The 23662-nt window shown below is 59.5% G+C and carries 20 protein-coding genes and 1 pseudogene; 12 read left to right on the forward strand and 9 right to left on the reverse strand.

The annotated features are described in order from the left end of the window. Nucleotides 1-79: 79 nt before the first annotated feature. From Q4481_RS01720 to Q4481_RS01740, 5 genes and pseudogenes are all read left to right on the forward strand, one after another. Nucleotides 80-1096, forward strand: a complete 1017-nt coding sequence (locus Q4481_RS01720) for a polyprenyl synthetase family protein (protein ID WP_304374537.1) — start codon at nucleotides 80-82, stop codon at nucleotides 1094-1096. Nucleotides 1097-1229: 133 nt separating this feature from the next. Next, nucleotides 1230-3017 (forward strand): annotated as a pseudogene (locus Q4481_RS01725) (tetratricopeptide repeat protein); the annotation flags it as partial. Nucleotides 3018-3298: 281 nt separating this feature from the next. After that, on the forward strand, nucleotides 3299-4198 hold the full coding sequence (locus Q4481_RS01730) for a 4-(cytidine 5'-diphospho)-2-C-methyl-D-erythritol kinase (protein ID WP_304374539.1): 900 nt from the start codon (nucleotides 3299-3301) through the stop codon (nucleotides 4196-4198). Next, entirely contained in the window at nucleotides 4185-4733 is a 549-nt protein-coding gene (gene moaB, locus Q4481_RS01735) for a molybdenum cofactor biosynthesis protein B (protein ID WP_304374540.1), read from the forward strand. Before Q4481_RS01730 ends, moaB begins: the two co-directional genes overlap by 14 nt. Continuing rightward, entirely contained in the window at nucleotides 4733-5218 is a 486-nt protein-coding gene (locus Q4481_RS01740) for a 2-thiouracil desulfurase family protein (RefSeq protein WP_304374541.1), read from the forward strand. Before moaB ends, Q4481_RS01740 begins: the two co-directional genes overlap by 1 nt. 6 nt (nucleotides 5219-5224) lie before the next feature. Here the strand turns inward: Q4481_RS01740 and Q4481_RS01745 are convergent, their stop codons facing one another. Together Q4481_RS01745 and purD are read right to left on the reverse strand one after the other, a co-directional pair. Continuing rightward, nucleotides 5225-5740 (reverse strand): plant virulence effector HPE1-like domain-containing protein, encoded by a 516-nt coding sequence (locus Q4481_RS01745; RefSeq protein ID WP_304374542.1) that lies wholly within the window; start codon nucleotides 5738-5740, stop codon nucleotides 5225-5227. Between the two features lie 87 nt (nucleotides 5741-5827). Beyond that, nucleotides 5828-7105: a phosphoribosylamine--glycine ligase gene (purD, locus tag Q4481_RS01750; RefSeq protein WP_304374543.1), complete on the reverse strand. Its 1278-nt coding sequence runs from the start codon at nucleotides 7103-7105 to the stop codon at nucleotides 5828-5830. 220 nt (nucleotides 7106-7325) lie between these two features. Here purD and Q4481_RS01755 point away from each other — a divergent pair, with 220 nt between their 5' ends. The 3 genes from Q4481_RS01755 to Q4481_RS01765 all read left to right on the forward strand — a co-directional run bounded on the left by Q4481_RS01755 (nucleotide 7326) and on the right by Q4481_RS01765 (nucleotide 12093). Continuing rightward, the gene (locus tag Q4481_RS01755) at nucleotides 7326-8141 is read left to right on the forward strand and encodes a MipA/OmpV family protein (protein WP_377352410.1); all 816 of its coding nucleotides are present in this window, start codon (nucleotides 7326-7328) and stop codon (nucleotides 8139-8141) included. 50 nt (nucleotides 8142-8191) lie between these two features. Beyond that, nucleotides 8192-9145 carry a 4-hydroxybenzoate octaprenyltransferase gene (gene ubiA / locus Q4481_RS01760; RefSeq protein ID WP_304374545.1) on the forward strand — a complete coding sequence of 318 codons (954 nt, stop codon included), beginning with the start codon at nucleotides 8192-8194 and terminating at the stop codon, nucleotides 9143-9145. 110 nt (nucleotides 9146-9255) lie between these two features. After that, complete coding sequence (locus Q4481_RS01765; protein WP_304374546.1) at nucleotides 9256-12093, forward strand: calcium-binding protein; 2838 nt, start codon at nucleotides 9256-9258, stop codon at nucleotides 12091-12093. Nucleotides 12094-12511: 418 nt separating this feature from the next. Here Q4481_RS01765 and Q4481_RS01770 read toward each other — a convergent pair whose 3' ends face one another. Beyond that, nucleotides 12512-13078, reverse strand: coding sequence for a DUF6101 family protein (locus Q4481_RS01770; protein ID WP_304374547.1), 567 nt, complete (start codon nucleotides 13076-13078; stop codon nucleotides 12512-12514). A gap of 259 nt (nucleotides 13079-13337) precedes the next feature. Between Q4481_RS01770 and Q4481_RS01775 the strand changes: the two genes are divergently transcribed. The 4 genes from Q4481_RS01775 to modC all read left to right on the forward strand — a co-directional run bounded on the left by Q4481_RS01775 (nucleotide 13338) and on the right by modC (nucleotide 18163). Next, nucleotides 13338-15500, forward strand: a complete 2163-nt coding sequence (locus Q4481_RS01775; protein ID WP_304374548.1) for a DUF1217 domain-containing protein — start codon at nucleotides 13338-13340, stop codon at nucleotides 15498-15500. Between the two features lie 78 nt (nucleotides 15501-15578). Next, nucleotides 15579-16361: a molybdate ABC transporter substrate-binding protein gene (gene modA, locus Q4481_RS01780; RefSeq protein WP_304374549.1), complete on the forward strand. Its 783-nt coding sequence runs from the start codon at nucleotides 15579-15581 to the stop codon at nucleotides 16359-16361. Nucleotides 16362-16370: 9 nt separating this feature from the next. Beyond that, nucleotides 16371-17066 (forward strand): molybdate ABC transporter permease subunit, encoded by a 696-nt coding sequence (gene modB / locus Q4481_RS01785; RefSeq protein ID WP_304374550.1) that lies wholly within the window; start codon nucleotides 16371-16373, stop codon nucleotides 17064-17066. Further along, the gene (gene modC, locus Q4481_RS01790) at nucleotides 17063-18163 is read left to right on the forward strand and encodes a molybdenum ABC transporter ATP-binding protein (protein WP_304374551.1); all 1101 of its coding nucleotides are present in this window, start codon (nucleotides 17063-17065) and stop codon (nucleotides 18161-18163) included. Before modB ends, modC begins: the two co-directional genes overlap by 4 nt. A 6-nt stretch (nucleotides 18164-18169) precedes the next feature. On the opposite strand, the gene Q4481_RS01795 is transcribed toward modC, so the two are convergent. The 6 genes from Q4481_RS01795 to Q4481_RS01820 form a co-directional block, all read right to left on the reverse strand. Then, entirely contained in the window at nucleotides 18170-18526 is a 357-nt protein-coding gene (locus Q4481_RS01795; RefSeq protein WP_304374552.1) for a winged helix-turn-helix domain-containing protein, read from the reverse strand. Continuing rightward, complete coding sequence (locus tag Q4481_RS01800) at nucleotides 18523-19941, reverse strand: FAD-binding oxidoreductase (protein WP_304374553.1); 1419 nt, start codon at nucleotides 19939-19941, stop codon at nucleotides 18523-18525. Before Q4481_RS01800 ends, Q4481_RS01795 begins: the two co-directional genes overlap by 4 nt. Beyond that, on the reverse strand, nucleotides 19934-20932 hold the full coding sequence (locus tag Q4481_RS01805; protein ID WP_304374554.1) for an L-threonylcarbamoyladenylate synthase: 999 nt from the start codon (nucleotides 20930-20932) through the stop codon (nucleotides 19934-19936). Before Q4481_RS01805 ends, Q4481_RS01800 begins: the two co-directional genes overlap by 8 nt. A gap of 123 nt (nucleotides 20933-21055) precedes the next feature. Then, complete coding sequence (locus Q4481_RS01810) at nucleotides 21056-21691, reverse strand: DUF6656 family protein (RefSeq protein ID WP_304374555.1); 636 nt, start codon at nucleotides 21689-21691, stop codon at nucleotides 21056-21058. A gap of 109 nt (nucleotides 21692-21800) precedes the next feature. Continuing rightward, nucleotides 21801-22766: a glycoside hydrolase family 25 protein gene (locus Q4481_RS01815; RefSeq protein WP_304374556.1), complete on the reverse strand. Its 966-nt coding sequence runs from the start codon at nucleotides 22764-22766 to the stop codon at nucleotides 21801-21803. 106 nt (nucleotides 22767-22872) lie between these two features. Next, a complete protein-coding gene (locus Q4481_RS01820; RefSeq protein WP_304374557.1) occupies nucleotides 22873-23376 on the reverse strand; it encodes a cupin domain-containing protein in 504 nt (167 codons plus the stop codon). Nucleotides 23377-23662 lie beyond the last annotated feature (286 nt).

The following is a 23662-nucleotide window of genomic DNA, read 5'->3' on the forward strand; positions in this document are numbered from 1 at the left end:
GATCGGGACAATTCGCCTCTTGCCGCGCAAGCTGGCTGTTTTTATGGTCGGACCCGAGAAAAGTACAGGAGTCTTAGCCTTGGGCGTTGTTGTGCCGCTTGACGAAAACAAGAACAAACAGGCTTCCATCAAGCCGCTCGTCGATCTGACGCGGGGTGACATGGAGCGTGTCAACCAGCTCATTCTTGCCAAGGCGGGTTCCGACGTCCAGATGATTCCGGAAGTCGCCAACCATCTGATTTCCTCGGGTGGCAAGCGGCTGCGGCCGATGCTGACGATTGCTGCCGCCAATCTGTTCGGCTATCGCGGCGAAGCCCATGTGAAGCTCGCAGCCTCTGTCGAATTCATGCACACCGCCACCCTTCTTCATGATGACGTGGTGGATGAGAGCGACATGCGCCGCGGCAAGAAGACCGCCCGCATCCTCTGGGGCAATCAGGCGAGCGTGCTCGTCGGCGATTTCCTGCTTGGGCAGGCCTTCAAGATGATGGTGGAAGTCGGCTCGCTCGAAGCGCTCGATGTTCTCGCCACCGCTGCGACGGTGATCGCCGAGGGCGAAGTGCTGCAATTGTCGGTCGCCAAGAACATGGAAACGACCGAGGATGATTATCTCGAGGTCATCCGCGCCAAGACGGCGGCGCTCTTTGCTGCCGCCGCTGAAGTCGGCCCGATCATTGCCGGCACCAGCAAGGCCGATCGCGCCGCCCTGCGCTCCTACGGCATGAATCTCGGTCTCGCCTTCCAGCTGGTCGATGATGTGCTCGACTATGGTGGCAAGACGGCCGATCTCGGCAAGAATACCGGCGATGATTTCCGCGAAGGCAAGATCACGCTGCCGGTCATTCTGGCCTGGCGCCGTGGCAACGAGGAGGAGCGGGCCTTCTGGCGTCAAGCCATCGAAGGCGGCCAGAACGACGATGCCAGCCTCGAACGCGCGATGGGCCTGATCACCAAATATGGTTCGCTTGCCGATACGATCGCGCGGGCCAACCACTATGGCACCATGGCGCGCGACGCGTTGGCCGTGCTTCCGGCATCGCCCTGGCGGGCCGCTCTGATGGAAGTCATCGATTTCTGCATCGATCGCGTCAACTGATTGCCACGATCTACCGCTAACGGCCGTTCTTGTGTTCCGCATCGCGGCCGCTCCCGCCTTGTGAGGGTGGCTGAATTATGATCTTTAGTGCCGAAGCGATTTGCGCATCCGCGCATCAATGAGAGGCTTGAGAATGGCGTTCCTGAATACCGGCCGCTTCCGTCTTGGTACCGCAATTGGGCTGTTGCTGGTCATGTCCGTCACCGCAAGAGCCGAAGACAAGGCGCCGGAGGCGCCAAAGCCGGCAGCAGCAACCGTCTTCGATGCGGCCTCGGTCGACACATTCTCAGGCGCCATCCTGGCAGCGCGCACCGCCGACAACGATTACGATTACGACACGGCCGTCCAGCTTTATCGTACGGCCCTGCGTTACGAGCCGGACAATATCGAGGTGCGCGAGCGCCTGATGGTCAGCCTGTTCATGGGCGGCCGCTTCGATGAAGGCGTCAAGGAAGCCGATATCCTGAAGGATGATCCGGCTGTCGCCCGCATCGCCACAATCGCCCGCGCCATCGATGGCATCCGCACCAAGGATTACAAGAAGGCCTACGATCTTCTCAAGTATGATGGGCCGAACGAGCTCGACCGCATGGTCAATAGCCTGATCGCGGCCTGGGGCCAGTTCGGCGAAGGTAAGGTCAAGGAAGCCGTTGCCGCTGCCGCAGATCTCGAAGGGCCGGATTGGTACGCCGTGTTCCGCAACTATTCGGCGGGTGCGATTGCCGCTGCTGCAGGCGATATCGACACAGCGCGCCGCAAGTTCAGCGAAACGGTTGCCGATCGCGAACAGGGATCTGCCGCAAGCGATCTCTACATGCGGGCCGTTATGGCGCTTGCGACCATCGAGGCCAAGGCAGGCAACAAGCAGAAGGCGCTCGATGCGATTTCTGCCGGCGAGACTTTCGCGCCCAACTACATGCCGCTGCAGGCCTTCCGCAAGCAGATCGAAGCTGGCAAGGTGCCGGAGCTTGCCGTCAAGACGGTCGAGCAGGGCATGGCTTCGGTCCTCTTTGCCGTTGGCGGCGCGCTCAACCAGTCGCTCACCAACGCACCGGACCGCCAAAGCGCCCAGGACATCGTCTCTTTCTATCTCGTGACATCCTATGCGCTGGATCCTGCCGCCGATACCGCCGTCCTTCTCGGCGGCCTCGCCGAAGGGCTGGAACAGCCCGAACGGGCGATCAAATGGTATAGTCAGGTGGCACCGGATTCGCCGCTGCGCCGTATTGCCGAACTGCAGCTTGGCCTCAATCTGGCCAACACTGGCAAGATCGCCGAAGCCAAGGCGCATCTGGAATCAGCCGTCGCTGCCGATCCCAAGGACCTGCGTGGCTATATTGCCTATGGCAGCTTCCTGTCGGACCAGAAGAATTATGCCGAAATGGCCAAGGTCTATGACAAGGCAGTCGAGGTCGTCGGCCCTATTGCGAAGCGGACGGACTGGTCGGTCTTCTTCCAGCGCGGCATTGCCTATGAGCGCCTGAAGAAGTGGGATCTTGCCGAGCCGAATTTCAAGAAGGCGCTCGAGCTCTTCCCTGACCAGCCCCAGGTTCTGAACTATCTCGGCTATTCCTGGGTCGACATGAACATGAATCTCGACGAAGGCCTCAACATGATCCGCAAGGCGGTCGATCTCAGGCCGGATGACGGCTACATCGTCGATTCGCTCGGCTGGGCCTATTTCCGCCTCGGCCGGTTTGACGATGCGGTTGTCGAACTGGAGCGGGCCGTCGAACTCAAGGCGGCGGATGCCACGCTCAACGACCATCTGGGCGATGCCTACTGGCGCGTCGGCCGCAAGCTGGAGGCGATCTTCCAGTGGCGCACGGCTATCGAACTGAAGCCGGAGCCCGGCGAGCAGCCGAAGATCGAAAAGAAGATCCGCGAGGGCCTGCCGGAACTGCCGACCAAGGCTGAAGCGCCGAAGGCATCGACGACCGAAGTTGCCGGTAACGACAAGGTCCCGGCCGCGCCGCAAAGCGCCAACGACATGGAAGACGAGACGGCGACCGGCCAGTCCGAACATACGGTCGCAAAGGGCGATTCGCTCTGGAACATTGCGCGCGATCTTCTGGGCGATGGCCAGCGCTATCATGAGATCATCGATCTCAATCCCGGTCTCAAGCGCAATCCGGATATTCTCCAGCCCGGTCAGATGCTGAAATTGCCGGCCGCCAAGCCCTGATCCCGGGGTTTGGTTTCGTGACGGTTTCGGAATTCGCCAGCGCCAAGATCAACCTCGCTCTTCATGTGACGGGACAGCGCGACGATGGCTATCACCTGCTCGATTCGCTGGTCGTGTTTGCCGATGCCGGGGATCGGTTGCAGTTTTCTCCGGCGGCCGATGACGGATTGACGCTGTCGGGCCGGTTTGGAGCGTCCCTGCCGGTCGATGCGGCGCCCAAAGGCGGCAATCTGGTGCTGCGGGCACGCGATGCATTGCGGGCGGTCGCCATCGCGCGCGGCAAAGCGGCCTCGGCTGTTCATATCCATCTCGAAAAGAACCTGCCTGTCGCTTCCGGGATCGGTGGCGGCTCAGCCGATGCGGCCGCAGCACTTCGGGGGCTCAACCGGCTCTGGGATCTCGGGCTCGATGCGGCAACCCTTTGTGCGATCGGCTTGCCTCTGGGAGCCGATCTGCCGATGTGTGTGGAAAGCCGGCCGCTTGTCGCACGCGGCATCGGCGAAGATCTGCGCCTCCTTTCCGGGTTTCCGCCTCTTCATCTTCTGCTCGTCAACCCGCTTGTCGAAGTTTCGACCCCGGTCATCTTCCGCAATCTTTCAAGCAAGACCAACCCGCCGCTTGTCTTGCCGGGGGAGGGGGCGGGTTTGGCGGACTGGATTGCATCGCTTGTAGCGGCACGCAACGACCTGCAGCCGCCGGCCTGTTCGATAGAGCCGAAGATTACCGATGTGCTTTCACGACTGGCTGCCACCGAGGCGCTGCTTGCACGCATGTCCGGTTCGGGTGCGACCTGTTTCGGCCTTTATCGCACGGCGGCGGAATGCCTCAGGGCTGCGCGTAAGCTTGAGGCAGAGCATCCGGAATGGTACATCCAGCCGGCAACAACCGGCTCGGAGACCGACGATGGGACGAATTGACGAGGCGCGACCTTTCATTCCGGTCGGCATTGCGGTGCTGACGGTGTCCGATACCCGGACACTGGCGGATGATCGTTCCGGCGACACGCTTGTGGCGCGCATCACCGAGGCCGGCCACCGGCTCGAGGCGCGCGCCATCGTGCCCGATGATCGTCAGGCGATCCACGATCAGGTGCGCGACTGGACGCTGAACGAACAGATCGACGTGGTGATCACAACAGGTGGAACCGGCTTTACCGGTCGCGATGTGACGGTGGAGGCTCTGCTGCCCCTTTTCGAAAAAGTCATGGATGGATTTTCGGCGATCTTCCACCGCGTTTCCTACGAGAAGATCGGCACGTCGACCATCCAGTCGCGTGCCACGGGCGGCGTCGCCAATGCCACCTATATCTTCGTGCTGCCGGGATCGCCCGGCGCCTGCCGCGATGCCTGGGATGGCATTCTGCGCGACCAGCTCGACTATCGCCACATGCCCTGCAATTTCATCGAGATCATGCCGCGGCTCGACGAACATCTGCGCCGGACGGGCAAGTGATGAAACGCATCCTTGTCAGCGCCTGCCTGATGGGAGAAGCGGTGCGTTACGATGGCAAGGCCAAGCCTCTTTCTCATCCGCAGCTTGAGCAATGGCAACGCGAGGGGCGGCTTTTGGCCTTCTGTCCCGAAATGGCCGGCGGCTTTGCCGTGCCGCGCGCACCGGCCGAAATCGCGGATGGCCGCAACGGTTCCGACGTGCTCGATGGATCGGCCAGTGTCATCGACCGGGACGGGCTCGATGTCAGTTCCGGATTTCTTCGAGGTGCGCAAAAGGCTCTTGCCTTCGCGCGCGAGCACGGTTGCGTTGCTGCCCTGCTGATCGACGGCAGCCCCTCCTGCGGCTCGGGCTTTATCTATGATGGAAGCTTTTCGGCCGAACGGCATATCGGCCGCGGAGTCACCGCAACGCTGCTTGAAAAGGCTGGAATTCCTGTCTTCAGTCCAGCACGGCTGAATGAACTGGCGCTCTTTCTTGAGCGCTAGAAAAGATCAATTCAGCCGCAATTCGAGCTTGCTTGGGTCAAACATGGCAGCTTTCGGGGCCTCAACCTTGATCTCCTTGCCGGCTTCGGGCGGTGTCGCGGCGACAGCTGACGTCTTGGCATTGATGTCGATGGCATCGCCGTCATTCACTTGCGCTGCATCGGCAGGCGCGTTGTCAGCCGGATGGGCGGCAGCGTTTTCCTTTGCCCTCTCGTCTTCAAATTCTGCCTGCATCGCGGGCGGCGCTTTCGATACATAGGTCACCGGCGAGCCGCCCAGCCAGGCTTCGGTCCGGAAAACCTTGAGTTCGCCGTTGATTTCGCGGGTCTCAACCTTCTGTGTTCCCGGTGCGAGTACGATTTCGGGAACGCCCTCGGGCTTTTTTTCCTCCAGCGGGGCACAGGCTGAACATGTAATCGTTTCGATGCTGGAGTCAGGCGCGAGGTTCCCGCGCTCCTGAGGCTGCGCGAAAGCCGGACCGCCAAGCGCGATCGCAAGTCCTGTCCACACGATAAGGCGCATGTCGCACCCTCCCTAGAATTCCGTTTCCGGAAGACTAACGGGGATGCCTTAAACTTGGGTCACGAACTTTGGTTAAGCGCTGGTTAATCAGTTGCCGTCGCGCTCGCGGGCAATGGCGCGCCAGCCGATGTCGCGGCGGCAGAAACCATCCTGCCAATCCACCTTGTCGACCGCAGCATAGGCGCGCGCCTGCGCTTCCGAAACCGAAGCGCCGAGAGCCGTGACGTTGAGAACGCGACCGCCATTGGCGACGAGCCCGGTCTCCGTCATTCTGGTACCGGCATGGAAGGTTCTCGCGGTATCGCTGTCGGCCGGCAGGTTGCGGATTGCGCTGCCCTTGGCATAGCTGCCGGGATAGCCGCGTGCTGCCATGACGACGGTCAGCGCTGTATCCTCGCGCCATTCCGCCGTTGCCGTATCGAGACGACCCTCGGCGGTTGCGAGCAGCAGTTCCAAGAGATCGGATTTCAGCCGCATCATCAGGACCTGGCATTCCGGATCGCCGAAGCGGACATTGTATTCGATCAGTTCGGGACCCTTGGCCGTGATCATCAGGCCCGCAAACAGCACGCCGCTGAAGGGATGGCCCATCTCCGCCATACCGCGAACGGTCGGCTCGATGATCTCCTTCAACGTGCGGGAAACCATATCGTCGGTCATCACAGGCGCCGGCGAATAGGCGCCCATGCCACCGGTGTTCGGGCCGGTATCGCCATCGCCAACCCGCTTGTGATCCTGTGCGGAAGCAAGCGGCAGCACATTCACACCGTCCGAGAGCACGAAGAAGCTCGCTTCTTCGCCATCGAGGAACGCTTCCACCACCACTTCGGCCCCGGCCGAACCGAACGCCCCTTCGAAACAATCATCGATTGCCGCCAGCGCTTCCTCGACTGTCATGGCGACTGTCACGCCCTTGCCGGCTGCCAGTCCGTCGGCCTTGATGACGATCGGTGCACCCTGGGCGCGGACATAGGCCTTGGCCTTCGGCGCATTGTTGAACCGCATATAGGCGCCAGTGGGAATACTGAAGCGGGCGCAAAGATCCTTGGTGAACCCCTTCGATCCTTCGAGCTGTGCTGCGGCAGCGGATGGGCCGAATACCTTGAAGCCGGCATCACGAAGCCGGTCGGACAGGCCGGCGACCAGCGGCGCTTCCGGCCCGAAGACGACGAAATCGATTGCCCTGTCGCGACAGAAGGTTACCACGGTCTCCTGGTCCTCGATCGTCAGGTCGACAATTTCGGCAAACTGTCCGATACCCGGATTGCCCGGGGCGGCAAAAAGCTCTGTAAGAAGCGGCGACTGGGCGATTTTGTAAGCCAGAGCATGTTCGCGTCCACCCGAACCGATCAGCAATACGCGCATTTCCGCCTCCTTGTATATCGATGCGGTTCCGTTAAGGGTCGAGGCTGCAAAGGTCAAGCCGCCTGCCATTAACGCCACCTGCCGGGCTGGACTTCGAGATGGATTGTTTCATAGTGATCCGGTTTCAAGGAGAAGCGGTATAAGATTCGGTAACCATTCAGAGCTACAGCTTCTGGTCGGTATCGATACAATCGCTTTTCGGATTGCTTCGTTTACACATATGAGGTGTGTTTTGCGTTCCTGTCTTCTTATCTCCCTTGCGATCGGCTCCCTGCTTGCATCCACCACTGCCGCGTCCGCCGGCGATGCCTGGTGGTCCGGTGACTGGTATGTGAAACTAGGTGCCACGACCTTCACGGCGCCACGCTATCGCGGGGACAATGACTATCTTTTCCAGGCCAAGCCGCTCTTTTCCATGGGAAAGGCAGGCAACGTCGTGCGGTTTTCGGCACGTGACGACAATCCGTCGCTGTCGCTTTATGACGCCGGTTCCATCCGCGTTGGCGCCACCGGCAAGCTCGTTATGCCGCGCAATGGCGATGATTCCGACGACCTCAAGGGTTTGAAGCCGGTGAAGCTGGGTGTGGAACTCGGTGCATTTGCCGAAGCCTATCCGCTCGACTGGATGCGTCTGCGCGCCGAAGTGCGCCACGGTATTCGCAGCCACCAGGGGATCGTCGCCGATCTCTCTGCCGATGCCTTCACCGATGTGACGCCCGATATCCGGATCTCTGCCGGTCCGCGGATGACGATCGCGTCGCAGGATTACATGACGGCTTATTATGGCGTCGATGCGGCTGCATCCAAGGCCTCCGGCCTGAAAAAATACAAGCCGGGTGCCGGCCTCGAATCGCTCGGTCTCGCCGCCGAAATCAACTGGAAGGCGACCGACAAGATCGAGACGGGCGCGTTCGCCGAATACAAGCGTCTGATGGGACCGGCAGCCAATGCGCCGCTTGTTGAGGAGCGTGGTTCGCGCAACCAAGTCCTCATCGGTCTTTCGGCCAGCTACCGATTCGGCTTCACCATTCCCTGATCGGGTGCCGTGCGCTTGACGTCTGGCGCTTTTGCGTCCATTCGAAAGGCATGAGCACGACTTCGACAGATACCGGCCGCGTTCTGGACGCGCCTTCGACCAACTGGGTCTATCGCATTCTGCCGCGGCTGCTGTGGCCCTACGCCCAGCTCGCGCGGTGGGATCGTCCCATCGGCTGGCAATTGCTCATGTGGCCCTGTTTCTGGTCGGCCGCGCTTGCCGCAAATGCAGCCGCGAGCCTGGACGCCTTCTCGCTCGGACGGTTCGTTTGGCATCTCCTGCTGTTCTTCGTCGGATCCGTCGCGATGCGCGGGGCGGGGTGCACCTATAACGATCTCGTCGACCACGAAATCGATGCGAGCGTTGCCCGCACGCGTTCGCGCCCCCTGCCATCCGGTCGGGTGAGCCGCAACGCCGCCAAGATTTTCCTCGCCCTGCAGGCGCTCGCCGGTCTGGCGGTGCTTCTCTGCCTGAATGGCTTTTCGATTTTCCTCGGCATCCTGTCGCTTGCCGTCGTAGCCATCTATCCTTTCGCCAAGCGCTTCACCGACTGGCCGCAATTCTTTCTTGGCCTCGCCTTTTCCTGGGGGGCGCTGATGGGCTGGGCAGCAGAATTCGGGTCTCTCTCCTTCGCCGCGCTTCTTCTTTATGTCGGCGCCATTTTCTGGACGATCGGTTACGATACGATCTATGCCCATCAGGACAAGGAAGACGATGCGCTGATTGGCGTGCGTTCAACGGCGCGTCTGTTTGGCGATCACACAAAGTACTGGCTGTCCGCACTCTATGGTCTTGCCGTCCTGATGCTGGCTTTTTCCTTTGCATCGGCTGGGGTCGGATTCCCCGCCTGGATCGGATTATTGGTCGCTTTGGCGCTCTTTGCCTGGCAAATTCTCATTCTCGACATAAATGATGCGGCGCAATGTCTGGCGTTGTTTAAATTCAACAACCGAGTTGGCGCGGTCTTGTTTGCAGGACTTGTTGCAGCTTTGCCATTCGCCTGAACAACTCTATTGTGAAGTAGGCCTCTTGTTACGCGTGCGGGTTTGACTCGTCTTACAGCCTATGAAAGAAACGCTTAACTGATTTGGACTTTTTGGGAGTTGAAACTGGCATGGCCGTTGATTCCAATCTTATGGCGACGCTGCTGAAGATTCCGTATTTCGCTGGCCTGGCCGAGGATAACGGCGTGGATTGGCTCGCGGATCTCCTGGAAACTCTGGAAATCGACAGTTTCGATTTCAGCCAGTTTCCAACGCTTTCGGATGCCCATGATGAGTTGCAGCTGACCGCGTCGCTGACCGAATCGCTCACCGAACTGGTGGATTCGGTCCTGAATGCTGAGCCGTCCGTGACAGAAGCCGCAGCTTCCTCATCGAAAAACAGTGATGCTGTGAGCGATGAGGCAACGACTGTTGCCGCGGCTTCCGACGATAGCGAAAGCGAAACGGCTGCCGAGGCGGAAAGCGACGATTCCGATGGAAGCAATGCGTCTGGATCTTTCGATAATGAAGCGCTTGAAATGCCCCTGCCCGAGGGGCGGGACTTTGTCGAATACCAGCCCGTGCTCGAAGACTGGTACATTCAAACCCGCGACGGTCCCTCGCTCGGCGATGAGGACAATAAAGTTGCGCTCAACGGTTTCAATAGGTCGTTGAACCTCAATGGTGGTGATGATCGGATCTATACGGTTTCGCCGACAGGGGGGTACAAAGCGGGTTCGACCGTTGTCGATGCCGGCGACGGCGAAGATTGGCTGATTCTCGACAAGGGGAACGGTTTCACCATCAAGCTCGATGGCAAAAACGACATGGGCAACTTCGGTGGCATCGTGACGCTGAAGTCGGTCGAGAATGTCGAGGGATCGTCGGGCGATGATTCCATTACCGGAACGGACGAAGCCAACATTCTCAAGGGCGGCGCCGGCAATGACAGCCTCTATGGCGGTGATGGCGACGACAAGCTTTCCGGAGACGACGGCAACGATACGATCGACGGTGGTGACGGTAAGAATACGATCGATGGCGGCGCTGGTGCGGACACGATCATCGCCGGCGTTGATGACGATGTGGTCGACGGCGGCGACGGGAAAGATGATATCGATGCCGGTGACGGTAACAACACGGTTAATGGCGAGGCTGGAGACGACAAGATCACCGTCGGCGATGGCGATGATGTCGTTGACGGTGGCGAAGGCGACGACCAGATCGCCGGCGGAGACGGCGCCAATACGCTGACCGGCGGCGCAGGTGATGATACGATCACGGGCGGTGCCGGTAGCGATACGATCACCGGTGGTGTTGGGAACGATACGATCGATGCCGGTGCGGGCGACAATACGGTCAACGGCGGTGCCGGTGATGACACGATTACGGCTGGTGACGGCAATGATGTCATCGACGGCGGCAGCGATGATGACACGATCACGGCTGGCGGCGGCAAGAACACGATCAATGGTGGTGCCGGTGACGATACCATCACGGCCGGTGACGGCAATGATGTCATCGATGGTGGCGATGATGACGATGTGCTGAAGGCCGGTGACGGAAACAACACCGTTAATGGCGATGCCGGCAACGATACGATCGTTACCGGTGATGGCAACGATGTCATCGATGGCGGTAACGGCGATGACGATATCACTGCCGGCGATGGCAAGAACACCCTGATCGGCGGCTTGGGTGCCGATGTGATCACCGGTGGCGCTGACGCGGACGATATCGAAGGCGGGGCCGGAAACGATACGATCAAGGCGGGTGACGGTAACAATACCGTCAATGGCGATGCTGGCGATGATGTCATCACGGCAGGCGACGGCAATGATTACATCGACAGCGGTGACGGCGACGACGAAATCGCCTCCGGTAACGGCAAGAACACGCTCTATGGTGGCCTCGGCAATGACACGATCACCGGGGGCGAAGATGCGGATCGGATCGATGGCGGCGCCGGAAACGACCTTATCAAGGCCGGCGAGGGCAATGACACGATCTCCGCCGGCACCGGCAACGACGTGGTCTATGCCGGCGACGGCAATGACGTGATCACGGCGACCGACGGAAAGAACGAGCTTTTCGGCGGCACCGGCCATGATTCAATCACGGGCGGAACAGGCATCGACACGATCGAGGGCGGGGACGACAGCGATTGGATCAGCGGTGGCAGTGGAAATGACATCCTGTCCGGGAATGCCGGAAGCGACACGATCTCTGGCGGGGATGGTAATGACTCGATTTCCGGCGGTTTGGGAGCCGACCAACTGACCGGCGGCGCTGGCACCGACACGATCACCGGCGACGATGGAAACGACACGATCTCCGGTGGTGATGGTGCAGATGAAATCGATGGTGGCGACGGCAGCGACGACCTGTCCGGAGACATCGGCAACGACACGATTGATGGCGGCAACGGTGCTGACGATATCGACGGCGGCGAAGGCAACGACATTCTGCGTGGCGGCGCAGGCGCCGATACGATCCAGGGCGGCGCCGGGGCTGACAGCATCTACGGTGGCGATGGCGCCGATCTTATAAACGGTGGTAATGGCCAGGATCTGCTGAAGGGCAACGATGGCAATGACATCATTCGCGGTGGCATGGGTGACGATACCCTCATCGGTGGCGCCGGTGCCGATACGCTCACGGGCGGTGATGGCGACGATATCTTTGTCTATTCGAGCGAGAGCGATGCGGGCACCGGCACGGATGCCGACTTCATCACCGACTTCTCGATTTCGGATGATGTCTTCGACCTCAAGGATCTTGTGGCTGCCGATACCTTCGATTTCATCGGCTCGTCCGCATTCAATTCGACCGGCCAGGCAGAAGTCCGATACGTCCAGAATGCATCAACGACCACGATCCAGCTCGATGTGGATGGGGATGGCACTGCCGATATGGAAATCCTGCTGGACGGCGTTCATACGCTCACCACGACCAATTTCGATCTTTAAACGATTGGCAGAGAAGAAATGCAAAATGGCGCCGGAAGGCGCCATTTGTGTATGCGGTGTTCGTTGCCCTTAGAGCGTAGATCGGCCTTATTGAAACAATTCTGTTGGCTCAAACTGGTTATCCGCGAGGAGAGCGGCGCGTGCTGTAGCCGTCGCATACAGCCAAGTCGCTCGACGTTGCGGGAAGCCAGTTTCAGCCAACCCACCGCAGATTTGCTCACGCAAATCTGCGCATTATGAAAGTCGGGCGTGCTTTCGCTTCGCAAGAGCGAAGCGGCCGCCCGATGGGCGAAATGAATTTTTGCCAATCTCTGCGGTCTTTGCCATCGACCGTACCTATAGGTATGCTCTCGGCAAAGACCTTGATCCTGACAAAAATTCCTTGTCGCAGAATGATTCAATCAGGTCGATCTACGCTCTAATCGCGCGGAAAGATCTGTCGACCATCGAGCTTCAGGCTGATGCCGAGCGAGCCGGTCTTGCGGCGGACGAGGAAGCGTGGGCGACGATCGGCGAAGTAGGAATAGCGGCGGCGTGGTTTGGCGGGCCGGCGTGCGCTCGAAAGCAGATGTTCATCGAGTTCGTGGGCGATCCCGTCGGCCTCGATCATCAGCATCGGGATGCCATAGGCTTCCGACCAGGAGCGCCAGTCGGCGGCGATATCATAGAGATCGTGAGCGACCAGCAGCGGAATGCAGAGTGACGGATCGTCGTGATGAAGCTCCAGCGTCACCGTTACTTCGCCATTGCCATGATCGATGGCGCGGGCTGCGACGCCCTTGAAAAGCCGCGAAGGCAGGGCAATCGACAGCGGCAATCCGCTCGAAGGAAGCGGACGGCGCATGACTGCGCCGCGCTCATCGAGAGTGACCGTGACGATGTCGGACGAATCCGCCAGCTTGTAGCTCAGTTGCTGCGGGAACAAGCCCGGATCGAGCCGCAGGAGATCACTTGCCCAGGCGGGCTGCTTTTCGGTGTTCGGCATTTTCAGACCCTGTTTTCTTGAGAGCCACGCTCTTCGTTGCGGGACTTTTGTCCTCTTGTGACTGAACGATAGGCGAGGGTCCCTTCGAGGGCGCTTAACATTCTCGGTTAAGAAAAGTTTGCCTCGTCAGATGGTTATCAATTCGCCTCGCGATTAGGTTTTCGAAAGGTGAACGTTGGCGAGCGCGTGTGCCGAGCCCAAGTAAGCTTCGGATAAGACTTCGATGTTATAATTTTGAAAGCTATTGGTAGGAACGCAAATGGTCTCGACTTTTCTGAGCTACAATCTCGTCAATCGAGATATGAAAACCCAGCTGGAGCGGCTTCGGTCTACCAACGAAGTCAGCCGCGATGCCGATTATTACAAGGAAAACATCGGCAAGGTGAAAACGGTCGAGGAGTTTCTCGATAACTACCGCCTCTATTCCTATGCGATGAAGGCCTATGGTCTGGAAGATATGACCTATGCCAAGGCCTTCATGAAGAAGGTGCTTGAAAGCGATCTCACCGACACGGCTTCCTTTGCCAACCGCCTGACTGACGACCGCTACAAGAAGTTTGCCAGTGCCTTCCAGTCTTCGTCCGAAACGAAGATCGTCCAGACGTCGAAACAGATCGAGAGCGTGATCGACAGCCACAAGCAGATGCTGGAGGACGAAGAGGCGTCGGTTGTTGCCGAAACGGCCTATTTCGAAGCCAACATCGGCAAGGTCACCAATGTCGATCAGCTGCTCGGTAACGAGCGCATGCGCAACTACGTGCTCAAAGCATTCGAACTGGATACGAAATACTGGGACAAGACGCATCTGACGAAAGTGCTGACCAGCGATACGTCCGATCCGGCGAGTTATGTCAACACGCTCGCCGTGGCCAACAAGAACGCCTTGAAAGCCTTCTCCAACGCCTTCAATTTCAATTCCGAAGGCAAGCTCGACAGCGGCACCGCGGTCCAGACGACTGATCAGACCCATACGGTGACCCAAGCCTACACGTTCAATGTGCCGTCCCATATGGTCAAGGCCGCGGCCGAGATGAACAAGGACTATTTCGAGAGCAAGATCGGTTCGATCACCAATGTCGACGAACTGGTCGGCGACAGCCGCATGCTCGACTATATAAAGGTGGCCTATAATCTTCAGGACGTGACGCTGAAGAGTTCGATCAAGAACATCCTGACATCGGACCTCAGCGATCCGGGGAACTACGCAACCACATTCGGCGGCTCCGCCTTTGAAGCGCTCACGAAAGCCTTCAATTTCGAAACGGACGGCTCGATCGCGAGCGGGGGGACCGCGCAGACATCCACCCAGACATCCGCAACCAGCAGCCTCTATATGGCCCGCTATGATGATGAACAGGATGCCGAGGACGAGGATCTCTATACCTATTACCGTTCCAAGATCGGCGGCATGGATTCGATCGAGGAACTGAAAGGGACGCCGAAACTCTATGATTTCGTGTTGACCGCATTCGGGTTCGATCCCGATACGACCAAGGACAGCATCATCGAAAAGACGCTGACAAGCGATCTCAACGATCCAACCAGCTACGCCAACTTGCAGAAGGACGAGCGGTTCACCAGCCTGGCTGCGGCGTTCAATTTCGATGCAGATGGCGAAAAGACCGCGCCACAACTGGCTCAGTCGCAATTGCAGATCACTCAGACCGCCAAGGACTATGTCATCCTCAAGACGCGCTACGGCAACGAGGACCAGAAGGAAAAGGCGACCGAGGAAGCAAGCTATTATTCCGAGAACATCCAGAATATCTCGAAAGTCTCCGAACTGCTCGATAACAAGCGTCTGGTGAATTTCGTGCTGGAAGCCAACGGCATTGACCCGAAGGAAGTCAGCAAGGATTTCCTCAAGCAGATCTTTGCGTCCGATCTCGAGGACCCGGAAAGCTTCGTGAACCAGCAGGACGACCACCGCTTTGTGGAAATCGTCGCCTCGTTCAACTTCGATACCAAGGGCAACATCATTCGTCGCGATGGTAGTGTTCAGACAAGGCTTGGCGAACTGAACACTGAATATCTCTATCTGCGCCAGACTCTGGAAGAACAAACGGGTGAGGACAGCGCCGGTGCCCGCCTTGCGCTCTATTTCAAGCGCATGGCGCCGGACATCAACACGGCCTACGACATTCTGGGCGATACGGCACTTCTGGAGGTGTTCCGGACCGCGTTCAGCCTGCCCGAGGAAATGTCGACAATGGATATCGACAAGCAGAAGGCGCTTGTCGAACGTTTCCTTGATCTCGAGGAAATGCAGGATCCGGAAAAGCTCGAGAAGTTCATCGGCCGGTTCACGGCCATGTATGATCTTGCCAATGAGTCCGACACGGATCCCGTCATGTCGCTGTTCAACAGCACGGGCACCATCAGCGCTACCACGCTTCTCAGCATTGCCCAACTGAAGGGCTGAGAATTGCCTTCGTCGGGGATTGTAACTTGCTGACGATCGTTATATCCATCTGGATATAACGAAATCCGGAGGAAACTGATGTTCCGTAGATCATTCATCCTTGCCATGGCCGCTGCGGCTACCATGGGCCTCTCGCCCATCAAGGCCTTTGCGGACGACGCAACGCTGACTGTGTTCGCCGCCGCCAGCATGAAGGGATCGCTCGACAAGGTTGCCGCCCTGTTCGAGAAGAAGACGGGCACCAAGGTCGTTATCTCCTTCGCCGCCAGTTCAGCCCTCGCCAAGCAGGTCGAAGCCGGTGCGCCCGCCGATGTTTTCCTCTCGGCCGATCTCAAGTGGATGGATTATCTGGTCGAGAAGCAGCTGGTGAAAAAGGAATCGGTGGTTACGCTTTTGGGCAATCGCCTCGTTCTGGTGGCCGCCAAGGATTCGACCGTTGCATTGAAGATCGGCAAGGAATTCAAGCTTGCCGAAACGCTCGGCGACGGACGGCTTGCCATGGGTGAAGTGAAAAGCGTTCCCGCCGGCAAATATGGCAAGGAAGCGCTTGAATATTATGGCGTCTGGAAGGCGGTCGAACCGAAAGTCGCCGGTGCCGACAATGTCCGCGCCGCCCTGCAACTCGTCAGCCGCGGTGAAGCACCGCTTGGCATCGTCTATGCGACGGATGCCAAGGCTGATGCGTCCGTGAAGGTCGTCGATACGTTTGGCGAGGAAAGCCACAAGCCGATCGTTTATCCGGTGGCACCGGTTGCGGCGTCCGCCAACGGCGCTACAGGTGGTTTCGTGTCCTTCCTCAAGGAGCCGGAAGCCCAGGCCATCTTCAAGGATGCCGGCTTCACCGTTCTGGCCGGGACCTGATCCGGCTTCATGGGGTTCAGCGAAGAAGAATGGGTGGCGATTGCGCTCAGCCTGAAAGTGGCTGGGCTGGCGGTCGCCATCAGTCTGCCGTTCGGCATCGCCATCGCCTTTATCCTGGCCCGCGGGCGGTTTGCCGGCCGGTTCCTGCTTGAAGCGGCCGTGTCGCTGCCGCTCATCCTGCCGCCAGTCGTCACCGGTTACCTGCTGCTGATTGCCTTCGGTCGCAAAGGTATTCTCGGCGGCTTTCTCGATTCCGCCTTCGGTCTGGTCTTTTCGTTCCGCTGGACAGGCGCCGCACTTGCCGCCGCCGTCATGGGCTTTCCCCTGCTCGTGCAATCGATCCGGCTGTCGATGGAAGCGATCGATACAAGGCTCGAACAGGCGGCGTCGACGCTCGGCGCCAGCCCAATCATGGTCTTTCTCACCATCACCCTGCCGCTCAGCCTGCCCGGCATCGTCGTTGGCATGGTCCTATCCTTCGCCCGTGCAATGGGTGAGTTCGGCGCCACCATCACCTTCGTCTCGGCGATTCCTGGCGAAACCCAGACGCTTGCCTCGGCCATTCATGCCGCCCTGCAGGATCCCGATGGCGAAAGTACTGCCTGGCGGTTGACACTTCTGTCGATCGGCATCGCCTTCAGCGCCATCTTCCTGTCCGGTTTCGTATCGCGCGCGGTTGCCAGGCGCATCGGAGCAGGTCGATGATTTCCGTGATGATCGATCATCATCAGGGTGATTTTCACCTCGAAACGGCTTTCGAGGCAGGCGCCGGCGTCACCGCGCTGTTCGGACCTTCCGGGTCAGGCAAGACCTCGATCGTCCGCATCATCGCTGGGCTTGCACGTCCCGAGCGGGCAAAAATCCTTTTCGACGGCCAGACCTGGATCGATACGGCGAGCGGCCTCTACGTTCCGACCCACCGCCGGCGCATCGGTTGCGTCTTCCAGGAGGGGCGGCTCTTTCCGCATCTTACCGCAAGGCAGAACCTGCGCTATGGCCGCTTCTTCGCGCCGAAAGGCGAGCCGATGCTGGATGAGGGCGAAGTGATCGAGCTTCTCGGTATCGGCCATCTGCTCGATGCCCGGCCTGCAACATTGTCGGGTGGCGAAAAACAGCGCGTGGCGATTGGTAGGGCACTGCTTGCGGCGCCGCGGCTGATCATGATGGATGAACCGCTTTCGGCGCTCGACCGGCCGCGCAAGCTCGAGATCCTGCCCTACATCGAACGGATCCGCGATATCGTCCGCATTCCCGTCATCTATGTCAGCCATGCGATCGACGAGGTGGCGCGGCTGTCCAACGCCGTGGTGCTGATCGATCATGGACGTGTCGTCGCTCAGGGTGCGCCGGCAGAGATCTTTCCGGAAGTTGCGGGCCTCTCGGATGCCATGGTGCCGCAATCAATCATAGAGGCGCGGCTGGTGGGGCATGAAGACTATTACGGCCTTTCGATCGCCGAACTGGGGGAGGATATCCTCACGCTCCAACCGATCGATCTTCCGGTTGGAACCATCGTCCGGCTGCGAATACCGGCAACGGATGTGATGCTGGCGCTCAATCGCCCCGAGGAAATCAGTGCGCTCAACCATCTGCTAGGCCGGATCCTGACAATCAGTCGCGATGGCGCCCATGTGCTGGTGACGATCGATTGCGCGGGCCAGAGGCTGGTCGCCCGGATCACGCTGCTCTCGATGGAGCGCCTGGGCCTCAAGGAAGGGCTGATGGTCCATGCACTGTTCAAGGCTGCCACGGTCGATTCGATGAGCGTCTTTCACGGACAGGATCCGAACGCGGGATCCTGAAAAAACCTATTCGCTCTTGTTGGTCGCGTGGCTGGCGAGCCAGTCGAGATCGTCCCGAATCGCGTCGACCGCTCTCATCTCCATCGCGCGAAATCGTTCGAGAGCTGCTTCGCCAAAGGCGGTGAGAGCGGTGCCGCCGCCGGATTTGCCGCCATGCTGGGCATCGACCACCGGCTCGCGGAACATATGGTTCATCTCGTCGATCAGCAGCCAGGCACGCCGGTAGGACATATCCATCTTCTGCGCGGCCTGCCGGATCGAACCGGTTTCGCGGATCAGTTCCAGAAGCTCCGCCTTGCCATGGCTGAAAGGACGTTTGCCGGGAAAGGTCAGCCGGAGATTGGCACGGATCCGTTCGCTCATGAGGACATCACCACCTTGTCCGGATTCATGATGCCGGCCGGATCGAAGGCACGTTTGATGCGGCGCATGAGGTCGATTTCGATCGCCGGCCGGATTTCGGCGAGTTCGTCGCGCTTGAGCTGGCCGATCCCGTGTTCGGCGGAAATCGAGCCGCCATGCTTGAGCACCAACGCATGGACGATTGCGTTGACCTCACGCCAGCGGTTGATGAAGGCAGCCTTGTCGGCGCCGACCGGCTGGGAAATGTTGTAATGGATGTTGCCATCGCCGAGATGCCCGAAGGCGCAGATGCGCGCGCCGGGGACCGCAGCAAGAACCGCCGCTTCCGCTTCGGCCATGAAGGCAGGGATTTCTGACACCGGCACGGAGACGTCATGCTTGATCGAACCGCCTTCCGGCTTCTGCGCTTCCGACATGCTTTCCCGCAGGTGCCAGAAAGCGCGGGCCTGGGCTTCGCTTGAAGCGATCGCCGCATCGGCAATCAGGCCTTTGGCATGGGCATCGCCCAGTACCGTTTCCATCATCGCATCGGCTGCCGCTTCGCTGTCCGAGGTCGAGATCTCCATCAGCACCGACCAGGGATAAGGACTGGCGAGAGGATCGCGCACGCCCGGAATATGGCGGATGGTGAAATCCACGCCCATCCGCACCATCAGTTCGAAGCCGGTGAGGGCATTGCCGCAGATCGAGACAGCCTCCTCGAACAGCGACAGCGCCTGTTCGGAACTGTCGAGGCCGATGAATGCCACCTTGCGGCCGCGCGGACGCGGAAAGAGTTTGAGAACCGCGCCGGTGATCACCCCAAGCGTGCCTTCTGCGCCGATGAAGAGATCACGCAAATCGTAGCCGGTATTGTCCTTCTTTAATTTGCGCAAGCCGTTCCAGATTTCGCCGGTCGGCAGCACGACTTCCAGCCCGAGGCAGAGCTGACGCATATTGCCATAGGCGAGAACCTGGGTGCCGCCGGCATTTGTGGAAAGGTTGCCGCCAATCTGGCAGGAGCCCTGCGAGCCGAGCGACAGGGGAAACAGCCGGTCGTGTTCGGTTGCAATCTCCTGAGCACGCGCAAGCACCATGCCGGCATCCACCGTCATTGTGTTTGCAGCGAGGTCCACCTCGCGCAGCCGGTTCATCCGTTCGAGCGAGAGGAGCACGTCCGTGCTCTGCGGTCTGGGCGTCTGGCCACCGACATGGCCGGTATTGCCCGATTGCGGCACGATCGGCGTTTTGCTTTCGGTCGCAAGAGCCATGATGGCGGCGACCTCTTCCGTCGAGCCGGCCTTGAGCAGCAAGGGCGAGGCGCCCTTGTAAAGCCCGCGCGTTTCGACAAGCCTCGGCGCCAGTGCATCCGGATCGGTCACGGCGTTGCGGGCGCCTACAATGGCGATGAAACGGTCGCGCAACAGATCATCCATGCTGGCTATCCTCCTCACCGCGCGGTGCTGCGGCGCGCCTGATCCGGTCGTTGATCGCCTCGCCCAGATCCTGATCCGGAACGGGTGCAAACGCAATGCGGCCGGCGCCGACCGCATCGGCCTTGATCATCGTTGAGAAGAGATTGGCGGCCGCCTCGCGCAGGTTGCCCGTCTTGCTGAGTTCGAAGATGGCGCGCGCTTCATCCCGGCCGGCAATCGGCTGGTCGCCGAAATTGATCAGCACCTCGTCGCGGGATACGGTGCCTGCATTGAGACGAACCGAAGCTGTTGGCGCATAATGGCTCGCGAGCATGCCGGGTGCTTCAATCGCTTCGCCGGCGGCATGTTCGGAGCGAAGAACCGGTTGGCCGATTTCCGCTTCGATTGCGGCAACCGAGAGCCCGCCGGGGCGCAACAGATGCACGCCCTGCGCATCCACCTTGATGATCGTGCTTTCGACACCGACGCCCGCCGCACCGCCATCGAGGATCAACTGCAGTTTTTCGCCAAGGTCGGCGGCCACATGTTCGGCCGATGTCGGGCTGATGCGGCCGGAGGTGTTGGCCGAAGGAGCGGCAAGCGGTTTGCCGTAGCGGGCGATCAGATCACCCGCAAAACCGCGCGGCCAGCGCAGGCCAACCGTTGAAAGCCCGGCAGTGCAGAGCGGATGAATTGCGCTCTCCGGCTTCAAGGGCAGCACGAGCGTCAGGGGGCCGGGCCAGAAGGCTTTCGCGAGCTTAAGCGAGAGCGGATCGAAGGTGGCGTGCGCCTCAGCCATTTCAAGGTTCGAGACATGGGCGATCAGCGGGTTGAAACGCGGGCGTCCCTTGATTTCATAGATGCGGGCAATGGCGTCCGGATTGGTCGCATCGGCGGCCAGCCCATAGACCGTCTCGGTCGGCATCGCCACCGGTTCGGCTTCGGCAAGCACCTGGCAGGCACGATCAAGAGCCCGCTCCGGCTCGTCTGCGATGGTGATGATGTCGGCCATGGTCCTTCCGCGTCGTTCGGTCCTCCGCCCGCCTGGCCGGATTGCTGACGCCTATATCCTGTGCGGCCGGACTTGCCAAGAAAGGCGCTACGCCCGGAACCGGATTGAGTCTTGACCCTAGTTTCAGAGCGCCCGGATGATCTTGCGCAGCGTCTCGTGCTTGGCCCCCAGCATCAGCACATTCTTCAGCGCCTCTTTCGGATCCTGGGTACGGAACAGGATACCGTTGCCGCGCACTTTCGTGTCGATGGCAAGCTTCTTGGCTTCCATGTCCTTCTGAACGGCGACGGCAAAATACATCCGTTCGGCCCGCATGTTGATGTTTTCGAACTGCAACTCGTCGGCGGCAATCTCGGCAAAGAAATTGGCGATGTAGAAGGCCCACTTCACTTCGTCATATTCGGCAAATTTCGTTTTCGCCGCTGTGACATGGCAGTAACCGAGATGCGGCGTTCCGTTGAGCGTGCGGTGAAAGATGACCTTCGGGAACTGGATCGACTTGTGAAACGAGTTCAGCCGCTGGTGGGTCTTCTCCCCCGCCACGGTGAGAACGCGCCCGGTGCGTGCCGCGACCTCTTCATAGGTGAGATAGCGCTTTTCCTCGATCGACCAGTTGGGGCGGTTGCGATCGATGCGCCCGGTGCGCAGGAATTCCGAATGGATCGCTTGCTTGGGTGCCTGCACCGTACGTTTTTCCTCCACCACATAGCGGAGGCTGGTGCGTTCGGTCTGCTTGGAAGGGGACGGCTGCTGCATCATGTCACTCGTCTACGCGGAAAACAGGAACAGGCTATGCGGTCATGGTTTCCCGAGGCTTGCCCTCTGCGGTCATCGTCCGTGTCTCTTCGGACACCGCGTGAGGCAAGCTTCAGAGATCCTGGTAGTTCTGCGCCGTCACCACCGGATGCGTGCTCGTATCCCGTGCCAACGGCTTGATATGGAAACCTGAGAAGGCGGCGGCCACCAGACTTCCGGAAACACTGACAAGATATTGCAGTGCCGGTGGCTTTTCCGGCACCAGCGCACCCTCCGACCAGCGTTTTGCAAGCTCGGCCTTGGCCATCGCGGCAGCATTGATGTCGATATCGTCAAGCGTCCCCTCGATCCGCATCGGGCAGGATTTGGAGCCGCAGTTCGCCGCCGAAGAGAATTGCCAGAGGAAATAGCTGTCCCAGTTGCCCATCGGGAAGACGCCCTTGATCTCGGGCTTGTAGCGGGCATACCAGAGCGGCAAGCGCGACAGAAGCCGGTATTGGTCGCGTCGCACCGCAATGTGCCTTGCCGTGTCGTGGTTGGTGTAGAGCACAGGATAGCGCCCCGTCCGCGCCTTGATATGGCGGGCGAAGATCTCGGCATCCTCAAGCGACATGAACTTGTCGCTGTCCAGGCTTTCGATATCGAGCACCATCAGTTCGTCGGCGGATGGCTCGGCATAATCGAGAAAATGATTGGCCTGGTCGACCGGGTTGCCCGGTCGGGCCAGATGGTAGGCGCCCCAGAGCAGACCATTGGCACGGGCCAGCATCCGCCTTGTCTGGTAAAGTTCGCGGCTGACGGCATACTTGCGCCACATCGTCTTGCAATGGGCAGTCGTGTCGCCCTTGTGTGGACGCGAACAGTCGAACACTTCCGGCAGACCGTCCGACGCCTTGGAGATGAAGGCGGCGACACGCTTGTTCTTCACGAGCTTGTCCCACTCGATGATGTTCATCTCATAGGCGTCGATCACCAGCGCATTGCGGCTGTCTTTCCAGGGCTCGCGGTCCTCCGCGCTGGCAAACGGCGAAAATCCGACCAGCAGGACTGCGAGTGCTGTAGAAAGAAATCTTCTCATGGCCACCCTATCCGATGTTCGTCAACATCGTGTGACAAGATGGTTATTGAATGGTTAAGACCAGATCATGGTTCCTATCAGGCAAAATTCAGGGGCATTTCTGAGGTTAGAGTGGCAGGACCACGCCGATCGTCGCCAGAAGCCTCACCGAAACCATATTCTTGATTGGCGTTGACTTGAGCGCCCTGAGTGCCGAGCGAAGTTTGCGCACAGGGTTGGACGGTTTGTGACGGCAGAAGGCGACCTTCTTCACATAGCGCTCGATCTCCCACAGCGCCCGGCTATCCTGAGCAAAATAGGCGATGTCGCCGGGCTTGAGTACGCGCGTTTCGCCGGCTTCGCTGGTGACGCGTACCTCGCCTTCGAGGATCATGACCGTCTCTTCGCTGTAGAAGGTCCACCAGAACGAACCGGCAGTGCAATCCCAGATGTTGGTCGCAGCACCCCCGTCGAGCGACGGCGAATGCAGTCCGGCGCGGGCCTTCGGGTTGCCGGAGACGATCCATTCCGCCTTGATCGGTGCATCGACGAGCGCCACGTCCTCGGCGCGTTTCGCGATGAACATTGGATTGCTGATGGTTTCGTCAATTTTCGTAACAGGCATGGCCATTGGTCGGTGTCCCTTCGCGCCTCTGGATTGCAGGCATGCTACGAAACCATCTTGAATATGCGGTTCATCGGTTCGTTAAAATTTGAATGAACCGTTTTTTTCACCGAGGTCCATTGTCTGTTGCAAGAATAGTTCGTCAAAACCGCTCAGGACTTTGCTTATGTCAAGAAGGGAGTGGTTTCTCGGGGTGCCGAATTTATACAAAATATACGTTTGCTTCGTAGCCTTTGTTAACCTTGCGCGTGTGGTTTTCCGCACCGCATGCTGGCTCGAACTTCGGCGGAAG

It is taken from the genome of Fluviirhizobium alvei, assembly GCF_030551875.1.
In the GTDB taxonomy this organism is placed as follows: Bacteria; Pseudomonadota; Alphaproteobacteria; order Rhizobiales; family Rhizobiaceae; genus Rhizobium_E; species Rhizobium_E alvei.

Coding starts and splice junctions, on each gene's coding strand:
- moaB (WP_304374540.1), top strand. CDS start 4,185: ATGGGACGAATTGACGAGGCGCGACCTTTCATTCCGGTCGGCATTGCG.
- Q4481_RS01740 (WP_304374541.1), top strand. CDS start 4,733: ATGAAACGCATCCTTGTCAGCGCCTGCCTGATGGGAGAAGCGGTGCGT.
- Q4481_RS01745 (WP_304374542.1), bottom strand. CDS start 5,740: ATGCGCCTTATCGTGTGGACAGGACTTGCGATCGCGCTTGGCGGTCCG.
- purD (WP_304374543.1), bottom strand. CDS start 7,105: ATGCGCGTATTGCTGATCGGTTCGGGTGGACGCGAACATGCTCTGGCT.
- Q4481_RS01755 (WP_377352410.1), top strand. CDS start 7,326: ATGAGGTGTGTTTTGCGTTCCTGTCTTCTTATCTCCCTTGCGATCGGC.
- ubiA (WP_304374545.1), top strand. CDS start 8,192: ATGAGCACGACTTCGACAGATACCGGCCGCGTTCTGGACGCGCCTTCG.
- Q4481_RS01765 (WP_304374546.1), top strand. CDS start 9,256: ATGGCCGTTGATTCCAATCTTATGGCGACGCTGCTGAAGATTCCGTAT.
- Q4481_RS01770 (WP_304374547.1), bottom strand. CDS start 13,078: ATGCCGAACACCGAAAAGCAGCCCGCCTGGGCAAGTGATCTCCTGCGG.
- Q4481_RS01775 (WP_304374548.1), top strand. CDS start 13,338: ATGGTCTCGACTTTTCTGAGCTACAATCTCGTCAATCGAGATATGAAA.
- modA (WP_304374549.1), top strand. CDS start 15,579: ATGTTCCGTAGATCATTCATCCTTGCCATGGCCGCTGCGGCTACCATG.
- modB (WP_304374550.1), top strand. CDS start 16,371: ATGGGGTTCAGCGAAGAAGAATGGGTGGCGATTGCGCTCAGCCTGAAA.
- modC (WP_304374551.1), top strand. CDS start 17,063: ATGATTTCCGTGATGATCGATCATCATCAGGGTGATTTTCACCTCGAA.
- Q4481_RS01795 (WP_304374552.1), bottom strand. CDS start 18,526: ATGAGCGAACGGATCCGTGCCAATCTCCGGCTGACCTTTCCCGGCAAA.
- Q4481_RS01800 (WP_304374553.1), bottom strand. CDS start 19,941: ATGGATGATCTGTTGCGCGACCGTTTCATCGCCATTGTAGGCGCCCGC.
- Q4481_RS01805 (WP_304374554.1), bottom strand. CDS start 20,932: ATGGCCGACATCATCACCATCGCAGACGAGCCGGAGCGGGCTCTTGAT.
- Q4481_RS01810 (WP_304374555.1), bottom strand. CDS start 21,691: ATGATGCAGCAGCCGTCCCCTTCCAAGCAGACCGAACGCACCAGCCTC.
- Q4481_RS01815 (WP_304374556.1), bottom strand. CDS start 22,766: ATGAGAAGATTTCTTTCTACAGCACTCGCAGTCCTGCTGGTCGGATTT.
- Q4481_RS01820 (WP_304374557.1), bottom strand. CDS start 23,376: ATGGCCATGCCTGTTACGAAAATTGACGAAACCATCAGCAATCCAATG.